The sequence below is a fragment of the Polynucleobacter sp. AP-Nino-20-G2 genome (assembly GCF_018688235.1).
Lineage (GTDB): Bacteria > Pseudomonadota > Gammaproteobacteria > Burkholderiales > Burkholderiaceae > Polynucleobacter.
On sequence record NZ_CP061313.1, the window covers coordinates 1,820,664 to 1,839,479 of the forward strand.

The 18,816-nt window shown below is 47.0% G+C and carries 16 protein-coding genes and 1 other RNA gene; 1 reads left to right on the plus strand and 16 read right to left on the minus strand.

The features are described from left to right. Window positions 1–80 precede the first annotated feature (80 nt). The 3 genes from argC to rplM form a co-directional block, all read right to left on the minus strand. Window positions 81–1,139 (minus strand): N-acetyl-gamma-glutamyl-phosphate reductase, encoded by a 1,059-nt coding sequence (gene argC, locus FD960_RS09430; RefSeq protein ID WP_215298936.1) that lies wholly within the window; start codon window positions 1,137–1,139, stop codon window positions 81–83. 134 nt (window positions 1,140–1,273) lie between these two features. After that, entirely contained in the window at window positions 1,274–1,675 is a 402-nt protein-coding gene (gene rpsI / locus FD960_RS09435; protein ID WP_015422033.1) for a 30S ribosomal protein S9, read from the minus strand. A 9-nt stretch (window positions 1,676–1,684) separates the two neighbouring features. Next, window positions 1,685–2,113 (minus strand): 50S ribosomal protein L13, encoded by a 429-nt coding sequence (gene rplM, locus FD960_RS09440; RefSeq protein WP_011903721.1) that lies wholly within the window; start codon window positions 2,111–2,113, stop codon window positions 1,685–1,687. Window positions 2,114–2,529: 416 nt separating this feature from the next. Here rplM and FD960_RS09445 point away from each other — a divergent pair, with 416 nt between their 5' ends. After that, entirely contained in the window at window positions 2,530–2,952 is a 423-nt protein-coding gene (locus FD960_RS09445; RefSeq protein ID WP_215298938.1) for an OsmC family protein, read from the plus strand. Here FD960_RS09445 and rnpB read toward each other — a convergent pair. From rnpB to FD960_RS09510, 13 genes are all read right to left on the minus strand, one after another. Beyond that, window positions 2,953–3,259: RNase P RNA component class A (gene rnpB, locus FD960_RS09450), an RNA gene on the minus strand. Between the two features lie 66 nt (window positions 3,260–3,325). Continuing rightward, window positions 3,326–4,384, minus strand: coding sequence for a dihydroorotase (gene pyrC, locus FD960_RS09455; protein ID WP_215298940.1), 1,059 nt, complete (start codon window positions 4,382–4,384; stop codon window positions 3,326–3,328). A 17-nt stretch (window positions 4,385–4,401) separates the two neighbouring features. After that, window positions 4,402–5,727, minus strand: coding sequence for a glycerate kinase (locus FD960_RS09460; protein WP_215298941.1), 1,326 nt, complete (start codon window positions 5,725–5,727; stop codon window positions 4,402–4,404). A gap of 9 nt (window positions 5,728–5,736) precedes the next feature. After that, window positions 5,737–7,560: an ABC transporter ATP-binding protein/permease gene (locus FD960_RS09465; RefSeq protein WP_215298942.1), complete on the minus strand. Its 1,824-nt coding sequence runs from the start codon at window positions 7,558–7,560 to the stop codon at window positions 5,737–5,739. Window positions 7,561–7,569: 9 nt separating this feature from the next. Next, on the minus strand, window positions 7,570–8,028 hold the full coding sequence (gene nudB, locus FD960_RS09470; RefSeq protein WP_215298943.1) for a dihydroneopterin triphosphate diphosphatase: 459 nt from the start codon (window positions 8,026–8,028) through the stop codon (window positions 7,570–7,572). Between the two features lie 22 nt (window positions 8,029–8,050). Beyond that, window positions 8,051–9,850: an aspartate--tRNA ligase gene (aspS, locus tag FD960_RS09475; protein ID WP_215298944.1), complete on the minus strand. Its 1,800-nt coding sequence runs from the start codon at window positions 9,848–9,850 to the stop codon at window positions 8,051–8,053. Window positions 9,851–9,866: 16 nt separating this feature from the next. Continuing rightward, window positions 9,867–10,520, minus strand: coding sequence for a DUF502 domain-containing protein (locus FD960_RS09480; RefSeq protein WP_215298945.1), 654 nt, complete (start codon window positions 10,518–10,520; stop codon window positions 9,867–9,869). A 64-nt stretch (window positions 10,521–10,584) separates the two neighbouring features. Further along, window positions 10,585–12,171 (minus strand): ubiquinone biosynthesis regulatory protein kinase UbiB, encoded by a 1,587-nt coding sequence (ubiB, locus tag FD960_RS09485; RefSeq protein WP_215298946.1) that lies wholly within the window; start codon window positions 12,169–12,171, stop codon window positions 10,585–10,587. Window positions 12,172–12,177: 6 nt separating this feature from the next. After that, complete coding sequence (locus tag FD960_RS09490) at window positions 12,178–12,795, minus strand: SCP2 domain-containing protein (RefSeq protein WP_215298947.1); 618 nt, start codon at window positions 12,793–12,795, stop codon at window positions 12,178–12,180. Window positions 12,796–12,847: 52 nt separating this feature from the next. Further along, complete coding sequence (locus FD960_RS09495; protein WP_215298948.1) at window positions 12,848–13,753, minus strand: Tim44 domain-containing protein; 906 nt, start codon at window positions 13,751–13,753, stop codon at window positions 12,848–12,850. A gap of 56 nt (window positions 13,754–13,809) precedes the next feature. After that, on the minus strand, window positions 13,810–14,553 hold the full coding sequence (gene ubiE, locus FD960_RS09500) for a bifunctional demethylmenaquinone methyltransferase/2-methoxy-6-polyprenyl-1,4-benzoquinol methylase UbiE (protein ID WP_215298949.1): 744 nt from the start codon (window positions 14,551–14,553) through the stop codon (window positions 13,810–13,812). A gap of 23 nt (window positions 14,554–14,576) precedes the next feature. Continuing rightward, complete coding sequence (locus FD960_RS09505; RefSeq protein ID WP_215298950.1) at window positions 14,577–14,966, minus strand: gamma-butyrobetaine hydroxylase-like domain-containing protein; 390 nt, start codon at window positions 14,964–14,966, stop codon at window positions 14,577–14,579. Next, on the minus strand, window positions 14,966–18,805 hold the full coding sequence (locus FD960_RS09510) for an FAD/FMN-binding oxidoreductase (protein ID WP_215298951.1): 3,840 nt from the start codon (window positions 18,803–18,805) through the stop codon (window positions 14,966–14,968). Before FD960_RS09510 ends, FD960_RS09505 begins: the two co-directional genes overlap by 1 nt. Window positions 18,806–18,816 lie beyond the last annotated feature (11 nt).

Here is an 18,816-nt window from a genome sequence, read left to right on the forward strand (position 1 = left end):
TTACTCCTAATTCAAAAGGCAATATCTTATTTTAGGCTTTAAATGCCAAGCTTGCTGAAGGGTCTTTACTGGTCTCTAGCTTAGGGAGAAACCGCAATTTGGGTCAAACCAGTTGTTTCTGGCAAGCCAAACATCAGATTCATACATTGCACACCCTGGCCCGAAGCACCTTTCACCAAATTGTCTTCAACTACCAAAATCACCAAAGTATCACCACCACCCGGACGGTGGATAGCAATCCGCAAGCCATTACTTCCGCGCACTGAACGTGTCTCTGGATGACTGCCTGCTGGCATGACATCGACAAAAGGTTCGCCCTTATAGAAGTTCTCATAGAGTTTTTGATAATCAACATCCATCCCTGCCTCAGTCAAGCGCACATATAAAGTGGAATGAATACCTCTCACCATAGGCGTTAGATGCGGCACAAATGTCAGACCAATCTGATCGTGACCAGCAATCGCCTTCAATCCCTGAACAATTTCTGGAAGATGACGATGGCCCTTCACACCATAAGCTTTGAAGTTATCGCTCGCTTCAGAAAGTAATGTACCAATCTCCGCTTTGCGGCCAGCACCAGAAGTGCCTGACTTTGAATCAGAAATAATATGTGTGCCATCAATCAATTGTTTGCCGCCAGTTGACTTTGGTGAAAGCAATGGTGCAAGACCCAATTGAACCGATGTAGGGTAGCAACCCGCCAATCCCACTACGCGTGCTTTTTTAATGGCCTCGCGATTAATTTCTGCCAAACCATATACAGCCTCAGCCAAAATATCTGGACAGCTATGTTCCATTCCATACCACTTGGCAAATTCTTTGACATCTTGCAGACGGAAATCAGCAGCAAGATCCAAAATCTTCACATGATTGGCGAGCAATTCTTTTGCTTGAGCCATTGCGACACCATGTGGCGTTGCAAAGAACACCACATCACACTCATTTAACTTGGCTTCGTCAGGTGTGGTGAATTGAAGATCTACACGGCCGCGTAACGATGGAAACATCTCAGCCACTGGCATGCCAGCTTCTGTCCGAGAAGTAATAGCGACAATTTTCACCTCAGGATGCTGAGCCAACAAACGTAATAGCTCTACACCCGTATAGCCAGTCCCACCTACGATGCCTACTTTAATCATGTCAATCTCCAAAATGCTCTAGCGGTAAATTATCGTACAGAGCTTAATACTGAATTCTTACAATTTGCTTAATTGTAGAAACAAAAAGGGCCGCTTGCGCGACCCTTTCGATAAAACATAAGCGACTGAAAGAATTAGCGCTTGCTGAACTGCTTACGACGACGCGCGCCGTGCAGACCAACTTTTTTACGCTCAACTTCACGAGCATCGCGAGTTACCAAACCTGCTTTAGACAGAGTTGGCTTCAAAGCGTTGTCGTAGTCGATCAATGCACGTGTAACGCCGTGACGAACTGCACCAGCTTGGCCAGTTTCACCGCCACCACTCACGTTCACTTTGATATCAAAGGTGGTGAGGTGCGCTGTGAGAGCCAAAGGCTGGCGAGCGATCATGCGTGATGTTTCGCGAGCAAAGTAAGCATCGATAGGTTTACCGTTAACAGTAATCTCACCTTTGCCAGATTTAATGAATACACGTGCCACAGAGCTCTTGCGACGACCTGTGCCGTAATTCCAATTTCCGTAATTAATAGCCATTTGGTTTCCTTAAATCTCTAACGCTTTTGGCTGTTGAGCCGCATGCGGATGATTGGCGTCGCCGTAGACTTTTAATTTCTTGATCATGGCATAGCCTAGTGGGCCTTTTGGCAACATACCCTTCACAGCCTTCTCCAAAGCGCGACCTGGGAAACGGTCTTGCATCTTGTCGAAGTTAGTCGAGCTAATACCACCTGGGTATCCACTGTGACGGTAATAAATTTTGTTCAAGCCTTTTGTGCCTGTGACACGCAGCTTAGAAGAGTTGATGACAACAATGAAGTCGCCGGTATCAACGTGTGGGGTGTATTCAGGCTTGTGCTTGCCGCGTAGACGGAGTGCCACTTCACTGGCGACACGACCGAGGACTTTGTCCGTAGCGTCAATCACGAACCATTCATGCACTACCTCATGGGATTTTGCAGAAAAAGTTTTCATGATTTCTCAAATTGTTATAGTCAAAAAAATTACTCCAATCACACTACGTCCACCTTGGCCCTGCTTATGTTTGCAAGCTCGCAGATTCTGTAATCTAACTGGTAAAACAATTACCGCTGACTGGTTCGGTAATTCAGTAAAGCCTTGAATTGTAACCCAAAAAAAACCCAGGAACGAGTCCTGGGTTGGAATCCACCTATGTTTAAGTGGAGGAGACACTGGGAGGTGAATCGGTCTCTTATATAAGACTGACTACCTATATGGTTATTGTATCGAGAACTATGGTGCAATGCAAGAAAATTGACCAAAATCAATTTTTTGATGCTTTTTAGCCAAAACTCATCTAAAAACAATCTTTAATAAGTTGGTAAACTATTGATAATATTGATTAATTTAAGAAGTTAGGGGTCACTAATATGGAATGTACAGTTTCTTGGTTGGGTACTAATGGGATGGCTTTTTCAGCAGAAACCGGTAGCGGCCACCTCGTTAATATGGATGGAGCCCCTGAAGCTGGTGGCCGAAACCTGGCCCCAAGACCAATGGAGCTCTTGTTGGCCGGTGCTGGTGGATGCTCAGCATTTGATGTGGTTTTAATCCTACAAAGGTCCCGGCAGGCGATTAGTGGCTGCAATGTCAAACTGCAGGCAGAGCGAGCAACAGAAGATCCCAAGGTGTTCACCAAGATCAATCTGCACTTCCAAGTGAAAGGGAAAGACCTCGATCCCGCAAAAGTAGATCGCGCCGTGAAGCTCTCCCATGAGAAATACTGTTCCGCTACGACCATGCTCGCAAAGACAGCTGAGCTGAGTTACAGCGTTGAAATCATTGCAGAGTAAGTGCAGAGTCAATCGATAAGCCGGATTCTGTCGCCTAGATTCGCACCTAGGGGCAATCATTCCTCTAGGCCGGCAGTTACCTGACGGCTCAAGCTCCCTACCCGCAGACTCAGCGGGTCGCCTCATCGTCTGCTTACTTGGGATTGCTCCAGGTGGAGGTTACCGCGTTTCACCGTAACTAAATACGCTCGTCTCTGTGGCCCTATTCCTCACGTTACCGTGGATGGCCGTTAGCCATCACCCTACCCTATGGAGTCCGGACTTTCCTCCCCCTCAATAAAGAGGCGGCGATTGCCTAATTGACTCTGCGACTGCAGTCTAACGCAGTCGCAGAAATTTAGTTCAAAAAATGAATTCTGGAAATACTTGGCACCTAAGCCAAGGACCAAGCAATAGTCTCACCGGCACGCAGCGGAACAATCGTGGCTTCACCCAAAGGCAGTTCGTCAGGAATACTTTGTGCCCGCTTCACCAAAGTAATTTTCTTGGTATTCCGTGGCAAAGAATAAAAATCAGGGCCAAAGAAGCTTGCAAAGCCTTCCAACTTATCTAACTTACCCACACTCTCAAATGCTTCTGCATATAAACCCAAGGCATTAAAAGCGCTATAGCAACCAGCACAACCGCAAGCAGCCTCTTTGGCACCTTTCGCATGTGGCGCGCTATCCGTGCCCAAGAAGAATCTAGAACTTCCACTAGTAGCTGCCTCAAGCAAGGCCACACGATGCTCCTCACGCTTCAGTACTGGCAGGCAATAGTTATGCGGACGAATACCGCCAGCAAAAATCGCATTGCGATTCATCAACAAATGCTGTGGCGTAATCGTCGCGGCCAAAATATTTTTTTCACCGGTCTGAGCGTCACGCACATAGTGAGCAGCTTGCTTAGTAGTGATGTGCTCAAACACAATCTTGAGAGCAGGAAAATCTTTACGCAAGGGCTCTAAAACCTGGTCGATAAAGACCGCTTCTCGATCAAAGATATCAATATCAGAACTGGTGACTTCACCGTGAACCAATAAGGGCATGCCTACTGCCTGCATTGCCTCTAAAACGCTATAGCAACGCTTAATGTCGCTCACTCCAGCATCACTATTAGTGGTTGCACCTGCTGGATACAGCTTGAAAGCGGCAACACCCTCGGCTTTTGCTTTTCGAACTTCATCAGCAGAAGTATTGTCAGTGAGATACAAAGTCATCAATGGCGTAAAACCCGTTATACCAAGCGATTTGAGATTCGCTTCAATACGAGCGCGGTAAGCATTTGCCAAACCTACTGTAGTTACTGGCGGCTTCAAATTTGGCATGATGATCGCGCGCGCAAACTGACGCGCGGTATCCGCTAAAACATCCCTCATGACATCACCATCACGAATGTGCAAGTGCCAGTCATCTGGCTGGATCAACTGAATCTGAGTTTGGGTATTAGTCATGAATTTTTAATTAAAGATTAATCAAGCAAGATGATGCGGAAATCATTCACATTGGTCAGTGTAGGGCCAGTTTCCACTAAAGCCTGTAATTGCGCAAAGAATCCATAGCAATCATGCTTGTCTAAATAATCATTGGGAAGTAATTTCTGATCTTGCGCAACTTGACGAATCTCCGGCGTGAACCAGGCACCCGCATTTTTCTCGCTGCCATCAATACCATCTGTATCCGCAGCCAAGCCAGAAACATTCTCCATACCAGCACTAGCGTTAAAAAGTGACAGCAGGTATTCACTACAGCGACCGCCTCGACCCTTTACCCCCGCCGGCAAAGTGACAGTGCACTCCCCACCAGAAATAAGAGCTAACGGTGACTTGATCGATCCGGTGCCTTGCTGGTATTGTCGCGCCATATTAGCCTGCTCAACACCAACAGCCTGAGCCTCTCCGGTAATCGTATCGCCCAATATAACCGGGTCATAGCCTTGGGTGCGCACGTATTCGGCGGCAGCTTCTAGGCTCTTATAAGCAGTAGCAATGACATGATTTCGTACTTGGGCGCCCTGCACGTCATCCTCTTTCAAAGTCTCTGGAATTTCTCCAGCCGCACCTCGATTCAAATGCCTTAGGACCACCTCAGGAATAGATCCCTCACCCAGCTGATATTGAGCCAAAATATTCAAAGCATCTTGGTAGGTTGAATAATCTGGGGCACATGGACCGCTTGCAATATCTGCCGGAGAATCCCCTGTCACATCGGAAATTAACAGAGCCTCAACACGTGCGCCGTTAGCAATAGCCACTCTTGCTAAATTGCCACCCTGAATCGCCGACAAGTGCTTGCGAATGACATTCATCTCTTCGATCGGTGCACCTGAGCGCAATAACGCCTCCGTAGTCTGGCGCATATCCTCAATAGTGATTCCGGGTTGTGGCAAGGTTAGCAAACTGGATCCGCCACCGGATATCAAGGCAACCAGCACATCACCCTGCTTTAACTGGCTTACCAGCTGAAATATTTCTCTAGCACCATCCATGCCAGCTTGATCTGGAACGGGGTGTCCAGCTTCAATAATTCGAATATGACTCGTCGGCGAATGATGGCCATAGCGAGTTAAGACGACTCCTTCTAACGTCACCTTGGGCCAATGTGTCTTTGCATAAGACTCTAAGGCGCTAGCCATAGAGGCGCTAGCCTTACCAGCACCTACAACCAAACATTTTCCTTGTGGCTCTTCACCTACTGGGAAAATATTCCGCAAATAGACGGGAACAATCTTCTGAGGATCAGCAACCGCTAAAGCAGCTGCAAAGGCATTTTTTAAAATAAGTTCTTGCTTGCTCATGAGACCATTCTAATCAAGAGCGGCACGCTCTTGCATTTGCCACATCTCAGCATATCGACCATTAGCCATCAAGAGTTCAGAGTGTGTGCCTCGCTCAACAATTTGCCCATGATCCATTACTAGAATTTGATCCGCATGCACAATGGTTGAGAGTCTATGAGCAATGATTAAAGTTGTACGATTTTTGGCCAGATTTAACAGCTCATCCTGAAACGCACGCTCTGTTTTGGAGTCTAGCGCCGAAGTAGCTTCATCAAAAATGAGCATGGCAGGCTTCTTTAGCAATGTTCGTGCGATGGCGACTCTTTGTTTTTCTCCGCCAGATAACTTTAAGCCACGCTCCCCAACCTGGGTGTCGTAACCGTCAGGAAGATGTTGAATAAACCGGTCAATCTGCGCGGCACGGGCGGCCTCATGCACTTCTTCGATAGAAGCGCTTGGATCTCCATAAGCAATGTTGTAGCCAATGGTGTCATTAAAGAGCACCGTGTCTTGTGGAACGATTCCAATAGCCTTGCGCAAGCTTGCTTGAGTCACTTCAGTAATATTTTGACTATCAATCAAAATCTTTCCGGACTGTACGTCATAGAAACGAAACAATAAACGGGCCAAGGTGCTTTTTCCTGCACCACTTTGACCCACTACTGCAGTAATCGTACCGGCTGGGATATTAAAGCTCACATCGCGCAATATTGCTCGCTTGGCATCATAGTGAAATGAAACATGCTCAAAGCGCACATCTGGGCCTCTTCCTTGGTTGTCAATGTGTAGCGGCTTCGCATCAGGAGTATCAGCAATCTCTTTCTCAGTATTGAGAAGTGAGAACATCCGATCCATATCAGTGAGAGCCTGCTTAATCTCGCGATAGATCACGCCCAAGAAATTCAGCGGGATATACAGCTGAATCATTAATGTATTTACCAAAACCAAATCACCCAAGGTCATTGATCCATCAATGACGCCTAAAGTAGCGCGCCATAAAATCATGACCAGTCCAATCGCAATAATGGTTTGCTGACCGAAGTTGAGTAGTGCTAATGACTTTTGGGACTTAACCGCAGCCGCTTGATAGCGCACTAAATTTTGATCGTAACGACTCGCCTCAAAAGCTTCATTTCCAAAATACTTTACCGTCTCAAAATTGAGTAAAGAATCAATCGCCTTCTGATTCGCCTTTGAATCCATGTCGTTCATAGTTCTGCGGAAATGCGTGCGCCATTCAGTCACGACCACCGTAAAGCCAATATAGAGAACTAAAGCAGTGAGGGTGATTGCCGCAAACCAAACATCATAAGAATAGGCAAAATATCCAAGCACCAAACAAAACTCAATTAAGGTTGGGAGGATGCTGTAAAGCGAATAGGAGATAAGCGATTGAATACCACGAGTGCCACGTTCAATATCACGACTCACACCACCGGTTTGTCTTGCCAAATGGAAACTTAGAGCCAAGGCATGAAGATGCTCAAACACTTGGAGCGCAACTTTGCGAACCGCATTTTGAGTAACGCGAGCAAAAAGCGATTCGCGTAACTCAGTAAATAGGGAGGCTGATACCCTTAGCAATCCGTAGGCCAGAATTAATCCGGCCGGAACTACCAATAAGGCTTGCGGGGAATCTGCTTTGATATTGAGAGCATCAATCAAGCGCTTCATCAAAATGGGGATGCCTAGATTGGCAACCTTAGCTGCAACCAAGCATGACAGTGCAATGGCAACTCTAAATTTGTATTCCAGCAAATAGGGAAGAAGATCACGGATGACCTTCCAATCACTGCCACGGGAAGGATTTGAATCTATTGTTGAATGATGTCGGCTAGATGAATGTCTCATCGCTCTATCTTAGACACTTCCGCCTTCGGTTGCTGAGAATAATTTCACGATGGCTTCGCCATTACTTTCAGAAAAGCAAGTCTTTGCCGCCTCTAGATATGGAAGCCACTGGTAAGCGACATGCTCTCTTGGCGCCAATGTCACCGGTGTCGCATCAGGCACTAGTAATGAGAACCAATGCTCTGTGTTTCTGGTAACACCAGGGGCGTAGCGATGACGCCACTGAGGATATATTTCGTAGTCAATTTGGTGATGCATATCTTGTAGAGCGCCTACGGGTAATGATTCAACATCAATCCCCGTCTCCTCCAAGACTTCCCGGGCGGCAGCTACACCGAGATCCTCATCTGGAGCATCCAGACTGCCAGTGACCGATTGCCAAAAGCCCGCCTTATCGGCTCGCTCTATTAGCAAAACCTCCCCATTCGATTTGTAAATAACCACTAAAACCGAGATGGGGATTTTCAAGATGCTGTAATGACCCGATGAATTAGGCGGCAGGAGCTGCTTGACGCAAGCGGATATGCAACTCTTTTAGCTGACGCTCATCAACTGGGCTCGGAGCTTGAGTTAATAAACACTGAGCACGTTGTGTTTTAGGGAAGGCAATCACATCACGAATCGATTCCGCACCAGTCATCATGGTGACAATGCGATCCAGACCAAATGCGATACCACCATGAGGAGGGGCGCCATACTGCAAAGCATCCAATAAGAAGCCAAACTTCGCTTGGGCTTCTTCGGCGCCGATCTTCAATGCGCGGAATACCTGACTCTGCACAGCCTCTTGGTGAATACGTACTGAGCCGCCACCAATTTCGCTACCATTCAGAACCATGTCATACGCTTTAGCTAAGCACCTGCCTGGATCAGATTCTAGGTACTGCATATGCTCATCTTTAGGGCTGGTGAATGGATGGTGACAAGCAACCCAACGGGCTTCACCTTCATCGTAGTCAAACATTGGGAAATCCACTACCCACAATGGCTTCCAGCCTTCAGTTGATAGGCCATGCTCTTTACCCCAAGCAGAATGACCAATCTTCAGGCGCAAGTTACCGATGGCATCGTTCACGACTTTTTCTTTATCCGCACCGAAGAAAATAATATCGCCATCTTTAGCGCCAGTGCGCTTGAGGATGCCCTCGATAGCAGCGTCATGCAAGTTCTTGACGATTGGAGATTGCAAGCCATTGCGACCTTCAGCCACAGAGTTCACCTTAATCCATGCCAAACCTTTGGCGCCATAGATGCTGACAAATTGAGTGTAATCATCGATTTCGCTACGACTAATCTCAGAGCCGCCAGGAACACATAAACCAACTACGCGACCACCCACTTGATTAGCAGCTCCTGAGAAGACCTTGAAGTCCACATCCTTCATCAGATCAGTCAATTCAGTGAACTCAAAATTCACCCGTAGATCTGGCTTGTCGGAACCAAAACGCGCCATGCCTTCGGAGTAAGGCATTGTTGGGAATGGATTTGGCAACTCCACATTCATCGTCTTTTTGAAAATATGACGGATCATGTTTTCAAATAAATCACGAATCTCTAACTCGCTCAAGAATGCGGTTTCACAGTCGATTTGAGTAAATTCAGGCTGACGATCGGCACGCAAATCTTCGTCACGGAAACATTTTGTAATTTGGTAGTAACGATCAAAGCCGGCAACCATCAGCAACTGTTTAAATAACTGGGGTGATTGTGGCAAAGCAAAAAACTGTCCGTCATGAACGCGTGAAGGAACTAGGTAATCGCGTGCGCCTTCAGGCGTACTCTTCGTCAACATCGGTGTTTCAATATCAATGAAACCAGCAGCATCTAAATAGCGACGGCATTCCATTGCTACGTTGTAACGTAGACGTAGATTCTTTTGCATCTGTGGACGACGCAAATCCAAAACACGATGCGTTAAGCGCGTTGTTTCAGAAAGATTCTCATCTTCCAACTGGAATGGAGGAGTGATAGAGGCATTCAAAATCACCAAGCTATGGCAAAGCACTTCAATCTTGCCACTCGCTAAATCATTATTCTCGGTACCAGCCGGACGGGCACGCACCAAGCCTTTGATCTGAATGCAAAACTCGTTGCGAACCTGCTCAGCCAAAGCAAACATATCTGGACGATCTGGATCGCATACTACCTGCACAAATCCTTGATGATCACGCAAATCAATAAAGATCACGCCACCATGATCGCGGCGGCGATTAACCCAACCGGAGAGAGTAACTTCTTGACCAATAAGTGATTCAGTTACCTGGCCACAGGTATGGCTTCGCATCGACATAACAATTTCCTATAAATCAAAAATGATGGTTTGACTGACTAGCTGTCAAACCAGTTGAACTGGTGGGAGGAACAGATCCCATTGAAACAATGTGTTTGAGCGCCTCTTCAACGCTCATCTCTAATTGGATAGTATGGGCGCGAGGAACGATCATGAAAAAGCCCGACGTTGGATTGGGTGTTGTTGGCAAAAATACATTGACATAGTCCTCACCCAACTTAGCCGCTACTTCTTTTGCTGGAATACCCGTTTGAAACGCAATTGCCCAAGAATCCGCATGCGGATAACGAATCAGTAACGCCTTACTAAATGCTTGGCCGCTTCCCGAAAATAAAGTCGAAGAAACTTGCTGCACACTGGAATAAATGGAGCGCACGATCGGAATTCGATTCATCAATCGATTCCAAATCTTCATCCACCACTGGCCCGCAAAACTAATCGCAAGTACGCCAGTAAACATAATGACCGATATCACGATCAAAATTCCAACGCCCGGAAGCTCCCGGAAATGCTGTAAATCAGCGGCAAATTGGTTCGGAAATATGGCGATAATGGCATGCATTACAGAACCAAAAACACCGTCGAGCAAGCCCAAGCCCCCTGCAATCACCCAAATGGTGATTGACATTGGTGCCCACACCAAGATCCCTGCGATAAAGTATTTTTTCATGTCCCTATGCTTGCGCTTTGCCTAACCTAGCATTTTAGCGGTTTAAGCGGGGAACGGCGACAGACTAATAGAGCCCTAGGCCAATAATCAATATTCCCGCCAAAAATCCACCCGCAAAGAGCAAGGCACCAACCAATAGGCGATGTGTACGCCTTTCTTGCAATAAAAGGCCCTTTAGAACCTCCAATTCAAGGTTTTGCCCTCTTTGCTGACCGCGATCACGAGCCAAACTCTCTATCAGCAACCGGGGCAAAGTCGGCAAAATCTGCGCCCATCCTGGCGCTTCAGCCTTCAAACCATCGACTAAAGCTCTCCAACCCAATTGCTGGCTGACCCATTTTTCCAAAATTGGCTTAGCGGTTTTCCATAAATCCAGATCCGGATCCAATTGGCGAGCTAGTCCCTCAACATTTAATAAGGTTTTTTGCAGGAGCGTCAGTTGCGGCTGGATCTCCACCTTAAAGCGGCGAGAGGTTTGGAATAAGCGCATCAACACAATACCCAAGGAAATTTCCTTTAAAGGGCGATCAAAATAAGGCTCACAAACTGAGCGCACCGCACCCTCGAGCTCCTCAACCCGCGTATCAGCAGGAACCCAACCAGACTCGATATGCAACTCCGCGACACGACGGTAATCACGATTAAAAAATGCCAGGAAATTTAACGCCAAATAACTCTTATCAGACTGACTAAGCGCGCCAACAATTCCAAAATCCAGGGAGATGAAGCGGCCAAATGTATCCGGCTCCAAGCTAATCATGATATTTCCCGGATGCATATCAGCATGGAAGAAACCATACTGAAATACTTGAGTGAAGAATATTTCCACTCCATCTGCCGCTAATTTCTTAAAGTCGACACCCGCCGCGCGCAACTCTGCAGTTCGCCCAATGGAGATGCCATCCATCCTCTCCATCACGATGACATTGGTGTGACATAAATCCCAATACATTTCAGGGATCATCAATTTTTTTGAATCAACAAAATAGCGGCGCAACTGACTTGCATTTGCCGCCTCACGCATGAGATCTAATTCATCATGCAAATAGGTATCAAACTCTGCCACGTTCTCGCGTGGCTTTAAGCGACGACCGTCCTCTGAACTTTTCTCGATAATTTTTGCTAAGTCATAGAGCAGCGCAAGGTCACCCTCAATCACCGGTAAGATTCCGGGGCGAAGCACTTTAACGGCTACGGCGCGCCCCTCCCACTCAGGATGCTTCTCAGTTCCACGCAATAGGCCGAAGTGCACTTGTGCCACAGAAGCGCTAGCCACTGGGGTTGGATCAAAACTGATAAACACTTCTTGAATCGATTGTCCGAGTGCCTGCTCAATCAAACGACAAGATTCTTCATTGGAAAAAGGGGGGACTTGATCCTGTAACTTCGCTAATTCATTCGCAATATCTTCAGGCAATAAATCCCGTCGCGTGGAAAGAACTTGACCAAACTTCACAAAGATTGGACCCAGTGCCTCTAGCGTTAAACGAATACGCTCGCCCCTAGGCAAAGATTCACCAGGCGAGGTCCAACAAATTACCGTTAGCAGACCACGGCGAATACCCGGCTTGAGAATATCGCGCAATAAAGGCAACAAACCATAACGCCATGCGGTAAAGAAAATAAAAGAGAGGCGAGCAAGTCTACGCATGATGGATTAACCTTTTTTCTCTAGAAGTTGAATCCGCTTTTCCATACGATCAACCGCATCACGCAATTCATTTAACTCATTCTTGCGAACCATAAAATCTCGTTTATTTAAAAGCACTTTTCTTTCTTCGCTGACGTACTCCACTACATTTTCCAGCAAGTCAGAAACAGCAGATTTTCCAGAGGAAACCACTTTCTTTCCTTGGCGAATAGCAAAGTTTGCGGGAGCATCGCCAATCAATTTAGCCAAATCTTCTTCATATTCCCAGCGCACTTGCCCCGCTAAGCGTCCTAATAATTGCGCTAAATCAGCATCACCAGTAATTTTGACCGCTTTGATTGCTTGCTCACGTAAATTGCCGGGGCCGCCAAGCAGGGAACCCAGCGCATCTGCGGAAATGTCCAACTCCAAGGAGGGTTGCTGAAGTGGTGCCACAGAATTCAATAGGCCACCTGGCGTTAACTCAAAACCCAGGTTGCCAATAGGCAGCTTAAGCAAAATGACTTTCCCGGAATGCTTAGCTAGCTCAGCCGTAGCCCAAGGCTCTGCCATCAGCACATGATTAATCCCTCGGCACGCGGCAGCGGCTGCAATAGTGTGAGTGGTAGGTGAAGCAGTATTCATGGGCGTAAAAAACCCGCACAAGTGCGGGCTTTCAATGGAAAGTACCTCAAGCTTAAACCAACTGCTGGATGCCGGCCAGCACCCAACCACCAGGACCCGTCACAGGCTTACTCAAATTCCAAATTTCGGAGAAATTGTTTGCTTGCGCCCCAGCCTGCTCACGAATCATTCCGGAAAACTGAACACTACAGAAGTAGGCATTGTCCGCGGTCTCAATACCCAATAATTGAGCATTAATAGAAACGACATCAGTTTGATTAAGGCTATCTGCACGACCCGAAAGATCCTGCTCAATCGTGGCAAACATTTCAGGGGTCGTAAATTCACGTAAAGCGGCCAAATCACCTTGATCCCACGCCTTTTGTAGCCCGACGAAGTATTGTTTAGCGTTCTCCAAAAACGCATATTCATCAAAGCCAGGGGGCAGGGTTGATTGAAATGCGGGCGCCTCTAAAGCAACGCCACCAAATGCATTGGATGCTGGCGTAAACGCAGGCTCTTGTCTGGTCACTGAATTGTCAGAAGTGCGCTGCATTCCCTGCGAAGGAATATGGGGAGATTGTCCCGCGCCAGATAAGGCCGGCAGTAATTTTCTAATGAGAAACATCACTACAAAGCCAGCTACAACCGCAATAAATAGCCCGGCAATCAAAGATGCTGCTGCATCGCCTAGGCCAAAGTGAGATAAGAGATAGCCAATACCAAGTCCTGCAGCCAAGCCACCCAAGATCCCACCCATACCGCCAAAGCGGCTAGGGGTTGGCGCCTGGGGAGCGGGAGCAGCAGGTTGAGCTTGTTGCACAGGTTTTTGTACAGGTGCCGCCTGTTTTTGAATGGGTGCACTCGGCGCCCTACCAATGCTTCTGCCGCCACCCAAACGGGCTGCATCAACATGACCTACGGAAGCAAGTAACAAACTCAGGCTCAAGAACACTGCTTTGAAAAAATGCTTATTCATACTTTTATCCCCTGTTGAACTGCTCTTATTTTTATCTGCTAAAAATTTCAAACTCACTAGTATTTAATACCAATATGCAAGGCAACGATACCCCCAGTCATTCTGTGGGTTTCAACCTCATCAAAGCCAACCCCCAACATAATGTCTTTAAGGGCTTGGGCATCTGGATGCATCCGAATAGATTCAGCTAAATACCGATAGCTTTCAGAGTCTTGAGCAATCTTTTCCCCCAACCAAGGGAGCACTTTAAAAGAGTAAGCGTCATATACAGGCTGCAAAAATGCATCCGGCTTTGAAAATTCCAAAACCAATACTCGACCGCCTGGCTTAATCACGCGACGCATCTCACCCAGAGCAACATCTTTATGGGTCATATTGCGCAAACCAAAAGCCACTGTGACAACATCAAAATGGTTGGCTGGAAAAGGAATCTTCTCAGCATCAAACTGAACACAAGGCAAAGCCAATCCTTTGTCCAGGAGGCGATCACGTCCAACACCCAACATAGAAGCGTTGATATCGCTTAGCCATACCTGCGCTTCCGCATTGTGACCCCAGCCAGCTGCACGAGCGAACGCAGCAGCTAAATCACCTGTGCCGCCAGCAATATCCAATACCTTTTGGCCAGGTCGAACTTGAGCGCGAGCAATGGTGATTTTTTTCCACAAACGATGCAAGCCAAAAGACATCAAGTCATTCATCACATCGTACTTACTCGCTACTGAGTGAAATACTTCCGCGACCTTGCCAGCTTTTTCAGCTTCATCAACGCTTTGATATCCAAAATGGGTCTTACTCATATTTTTACTTTATTGAAGAATACTTAATGACTACCGCAAGATTTTCCACCAGCAACACTCATTGGAGTATCACGATCTAAACCAGCGGCAGCTAATTTATCTAGATGTTCTTTCCATAATTGCTCATAGTTTTCACATAAAAAGTGTAAGTAATCCCAGGAATACAAACCAGAATCATGCCCGTCAGAGAAAGAGGGCTTGAGGGCGTAATGCCCTACCGGTTCAATGTTAGCGATCAGCACATCCCGTTTACCTGTTTGAAGTGTCTCCTGCCCTGGGCCATGGCCCTGCACTTCAGCAGAAGGCGAGACCACTCTCAGAAACTCAAAAGGTAGACGGTAAGTATTGCCGTTGTCATAGCTGAGCTCTAACACTTTAGACTGCTGGTGCACTACGACGTTTGTTGGAATCATTAAACCAATACCCTCTCAATACCACCCTGATTAGCCTTGGTCACATAGTCCTGCATCCAGTCATCGCCTAATAATTTTTGAGCCATCTCAACCACGATGTAATCGGCAGTCGTATCGCTATCAGCATCAAAACGGGTCAAACCTTGCAGGCAAGATGGGCAACTCGTCAGCACCTTAACTTCGCCTGTAAAGTCACCTTTACGCAAATCATTCGCGCCCTTTTCCATTTCAATCTGCTTACGGAAACGTACTTGTGTAGAGATATCAGGACGCGTTACTGCCAGCGTTCCAGACTCACCACAACAACGATCATTCTTCTGAATCGCATTGCCGTCTTCCAATTGAATTAATTCATTCACCGTTTTAATGGGATCCTGTAATTTCATCGGGGAGTGACAAGGATCGTGATACATGTACTTCACGCCAGTGACGTTAGCAAGTTTGACGCCCTTCTCCAGCAAGTATTCATGAATATCAATGATGCGGCAGCCCGGGAAAATCTGCTCAAACTGATAACCCGCCAACTGGTCATAACAAGTACCGCATGACACTACAACCGTCTTGATATCCAAATAATTCAGAGTATTGGCAACGCGATGGAAAAGCACGCGATTGTCCGTAATCATTTTCTCGGCTTTATCAAAGTCACCATTGCCACGCTGAGGATATCCACAGCAGAGGTAGCCTGGAGGCAATACAGTTTGCACGCCCACATTCCACAACATTGCTTGCGTTGCTAAGCCAACCTGAGAAAACAATCGTTCTGATCCACAACCCGGGAAATAAAACACTGCCTCAGTATCGGCAGAGGTTGTTTTTGGATCCCGAATAATCGGTACGTAATTTGCATCCTCAATATCGAGCAATGCACGCGCAGTCTTCTTAGGAAGATTGCCGGGCATCTTCTTATTGACGAAGAAAATCACCTGCTCTTTGATATTTGGCTTAGTGACAGTCGCCGGTGGATGCGCAGTTTGCTTACGAGCTAGCTTGCGGAATACATCATTGCCTAAACGTTGCAGCTTATAACCCCAACCAATCATGGTCTTACGAGCTAACTTGATTGTGTCTGGATCAGTAGCATTCAAGAAGAGCATGGATGCTGCTGTTCCTGGGTTAAAGCGCTGTTGCCCCATCTTGCGTAATAAGTTACGCATATTCATGGTGACATCACCGAAGTCAATCTTCACTGGACATGGAGTCAAACACTTATGACACACAGTGCAATGCGCAGCAACGTCATCAAACATTTCCCAATGGCGAATGGATACACCACGGCGAGTTTGCTCTTCGTAGAGGAAAGCCTCAATCAGCAATGAAGTAGCCAAGATTTTGTCGCGAGGACTGTAGAGTAAATTCGCACGTGGCACATGCGTTGAGCAGACGGGTTTACATTTGCCGCAACGCAAGCAATCTTTCACGCTATCGGCGATTGCACCAATATCACTTTGTTGCATGATGATGGATTCGTGACCCATCAAGCCAAAACTCGGCGTGTAAGCCATGCTGAGATCAGCATGCGGCATCAACTTACCTTTATTAAATCGTCCATCTGGATCCACGCGCTTCTTGTAAGCACGGAAATCTTTCAACTCATCTTCGGTGAGGTACTCTAATTTGGTAATACCAATACCATGCTCACCAGAAATCACGCCATCTAATGAGCGAGCTAATTTCATAATCCGATCTACCGCACGATGCGCATCTTGCAGCATCTCGTAGTCATCAGAGTTCACGGGAATATTGGTATGAACGTTGCCATCCCCCGCATGCATATGCAATGCCACAAATACACGCTTACGCAAAATGTTTTTATGGATAGCTTCCAGCTCATTTAAGATGGGTTCAAAAGCTAGTCCACCAAAAATAATTCTGAGCTCGGAGCGCACTTCAGATTTCCAAGAAGCGCGCAAACTGTAGTTTTGTAAATCCGGGAAGTGGGTATCCATCTGCGCCAACCACTCAGACCAACGTGCCCGTACTCCAGCAATTAACTCAAGCGCTTGCTGAACACGATCACCCAAAATTTCCGCGGTTGGTATTTCGTAATCTTCAGTGGCTTTACCTAATGGCAACGCACTCTTTTTCAAGAATGATTCGAGACCATCCAATACTTGTAGCTTGTTCTTAAGGGACAGTTCGATATTGATACGCTCAATACCTTCGGTGTACTCACCCATACGTGGCAAGGGGATCACCACGTCTTCGTTAATCTTGAACGCATTGGTATGACGCGCAATGGCGGCAGTTCGCGCCCGGTCCAGCCAAAACTTTTTACGCGCTTCAGCGCTGACCGCAACAAAACCTTCACCCACACGGTTATTGGACATGCGCACGACTTCACTAGTGGCCGCGGCAACCGCCTCTTCATCATCGCCAGCGATATCACCGATCAATACCATTTTTGGCAAGCTGTTGCGCTTGGATTTTGTGGAATAACCGACCGCCCTTAAATAGCGATCATCCAAATGCTCTAAGCCAGCTAAGATTGGTCCACCGTCTTTACTTAGGCCATCAAGATAAGCCTTAATCTCCACAATGCTAGGAATAGCTTCTTGCGCCTGACCAAAAAACTCCAGACAAACTGTTCGCATGAACTTTGGCATGCGATGCAAGATCCAGGTTGCACTGGTAATTAAACCGTCGCAGCCTTCTTTCTGAACGCCAGGTAAGCCTGATAAAAATTTATCAGTCACATCCTTACCTAAACCTTCTTTGCGGAAACGCTTTCCTTCGACCTCAAGAATTTCTGTTTTGAGAATACGCTCGCCTGGCTCACTTAAGCCATCAGACCAAGTCAACTGAAAGCGCACTTTTTCTACAACGTGAATTTTTCCAAGATTGTGATCAAGACGCTCGATATCTAACCAATTGCCCTCTGGATCAACCATGCGCCAGCTGGCCAAGTTATCCAAAGCAGTACCCCAGAGAACCGCCTTTTTACCGCCAGCATTCATTGCGATATTGCCGCCAATACAACTTGCATCGGCAGAGGTAGGATCAACCGCAAACACAAGCCCAGCATGCTCTGCAGCGTCAGAGACCCGACGCGTCACCACGCCAGCGCCAGTGAAAATTGTCGATACTTCGTGATCAACACCCGGCAAACGTTTGCTCTTCACGCCATCGATATCTTGCAATTTTTCAGTGTTGATTACAGCCGACATTGCATAGAGTGGAATAGCGCCACCGGTATAACCAGTACCACCTCCACGTGGAATGATGGTTAAGCCCAATTCGATACAAGCCTTCACCAATCCAGGAATTTCAGATTCATAGTCAGGCTTTAGAACAACCAGTGGAAACTCGACACGCCAATCAGTCGCATCTGTTACGTGCGCAGCACGAGACACGCCATCAAAGCAAATATTGTCAGAGGCAGTGTGACGCCCAAGCTCTTTGCGAGCGCGCTTCCGAATTTCAGTAACTTCTTTAAAACCCTGCTCAAAACTTTCCACAGCGCGATGCGCGGCATTTAATAAAACTTGAACCTGCTCGACAGAATCTCCGCTGGATCGTTTTTTCACTTCACCAAGGCGATGCCACAAAGCATCAATCAGCAATTGACGACGATTGGCGTTATCTAACAAATCATCTTGCAAGAAAGGGTTGCGCTGAACCACCCAAATATCACCCAACACCTCAAAGAGCATCCGAGCGGAACGTCCAGTGCGGCGCACCCCACGCAAATCGTTCAGAACGCGCCATGACTCCTCGCCTAGTAGGCGAATAACGATTTCTCGATCAGAAAAAGAGGTGTAGTTGTAGGGGATTTCACGAAGGCGGGGTGAACCCGCATCGGAATCTAGCAACTGGTTCAAAGCTAATGGAGCGTTCATAGCGTCATATT

Bases quoted from the DNA above. Each gene is read 5' to 3' on its own strand.
- argC (WP_215298936.1), bottom strand. From the start codon at position 1,139: ATGATTAAAGTAGGCATCGTAGGTGGGACTGGCTATACGGGTGTAGAG.
- rpsI (WP_015422033.1), bottom strand. From the start codon at position 1,675: ATGGCTATTAATTACGGAAATTGGAATTACGGCACAGGTCGTCGCAAG.
- rplM (WP_011903721.1), bottom strand. From the start codon at position 2,113: ATGAAAACTTTTTCTGCAAAATCCCATGAGGTAGTGCATGAATGGTTC.
- FD960_RS09445 (WP_215298938.1), top strand. From the start codon at position 2,530: ATGGAATGTACAGTTTCTTGGTTGGGTACTAATGGGATGGCTTTTTCA.
- pyrC (WP_215298940.1), bottom strand. From the start codon at position 4,384: ATGACTAATACCCAAACTCAGATTCAGTTGATCCAGCCAGATGACTGG.
- FD960_RS09460 (WP_215298941.1), bottom strand. From the start codon at position 5,727: ATGAGCAAGCAAGAACTTATTTTAAAAAATGCCTTTGCAGCTGCTTTA.
- FD960_RS09465 (WP_215298942.1), bottom strand. From the start codon at position 7,560: ATGAGACATTCATCTAGCCGACATCATTCAACAATAGATTCAAATCCT.
- aspS (WP_215298944.1), bottom strand. From the start codon at position 9,850: ATGTCGATGCGAAGCCATACCTGTGGCCAGGTAACTGAATCACTTATT.
- FD960_RS09480 (WP_215298945.1), bottom strand. From the start codon at position 10,520: ATGAAAAAATACTTTATCGCAGGGATCTTGGTGTGGGCACCAATGTCA.
- ubiB (WP_215298946.1), bottom strand. From the start codon at position 12,171: ATGCGTAGACTTGCTCGCCTCTCTTTTATTTTCTTTACCGCATGGCGT.
- FD960_RS09490 (WP_215298947.1), bottom strand. From the start codon at position 12,795: ATGAATACTGCTTCACCTACCACTCACACTATTGCAGCCGCTGCCGCG.
- FD960_RS09495 (WP_215298948.1), bottom strand. From the start codon at position 13,753: ATGAATAAGCATTTTTTCAAAGCAGTGTTCTTGAGCCTGAGTTTGTTA.
- ubiE (WP_215298949.1), bottom strand. From the start codon at position 14,553: ATGAGTAAGACCCATTTTGGATATCAAAGCGTTGATGAAGCTGAAAAA.
- FD960_RS09505 (WP_215298950.1), bottom strand. From the start codon at position 14,966: ATGATTCCAACAAACGTCGTAGTGCACCAGCAGTCTAAAGTGTTAGAG.
- FD960_RS09510 (WP_215298951.1), bottom strand. From the start codon at position 18,805: ATGAACGCTCCATTAGCTTTGAACCAGTTGCTAGATTCCGATGCGGGT.